General features: G+C 77.4%; 1 protein-coding gene. It reads left to right on the top strand.

All coding sequences use genetic code 11. From position 1 onward, the window contains the following. On the top strand, window positions 1–319 hold a 319-nt coding region (locus SZN_RS37365), incomplete at both ends, for a DUF4232 domain-containing protein (RefSeq protein ID WP_007506680.1).

The following is a 319-nucleotide window of genomic DNA, read 5'->3' as shown; positions in this document are numbered from 1 at the left end:
GGCCGGGCAGCGCAACTTCCCGATCGTGCTCACCAACAGGTCCGAGCGCACCTGCACGGTCCGCGGCTATCCGGGCGCCGCCTTCGTGGACGCCTCCGGGACCCGGCTCGGACCGGACCCCAAGCGCTCCCCGGACACGGCGACGGCCGTCTCGCTGGCGCCGCGCGCGAGCGCCTGGGCGGGGCTCACGTACGCCAGCCCCGAGATCAGCGGGGCCCGTACCGCGCTGCCCGCCGCCCTGCTGGTGACGCCGCCCGACGAGCGGGAGCCGCTGAGGGCGGCCTGGACGGGCGGTGAGGTGCCGGTCGCCGGCCAACGA

Origin of the sequence: Streptomyces zinciresistens K42 (assembly GCF_000225525.1) — a bacterium.
In the GTDB taxonomy this organism is placed as follows: Bacteria; Actinomycetota; Actinomycetes; order Streptomycetales; family Streptomycetaceae; genus Streptomyces; species Streptomyces zinciresistens.
The sequence above is the reverse complement of the archived record's forward strand: the minus strand, read 5'-3'. Positions and strand labels throughout refer to the sequence as shown.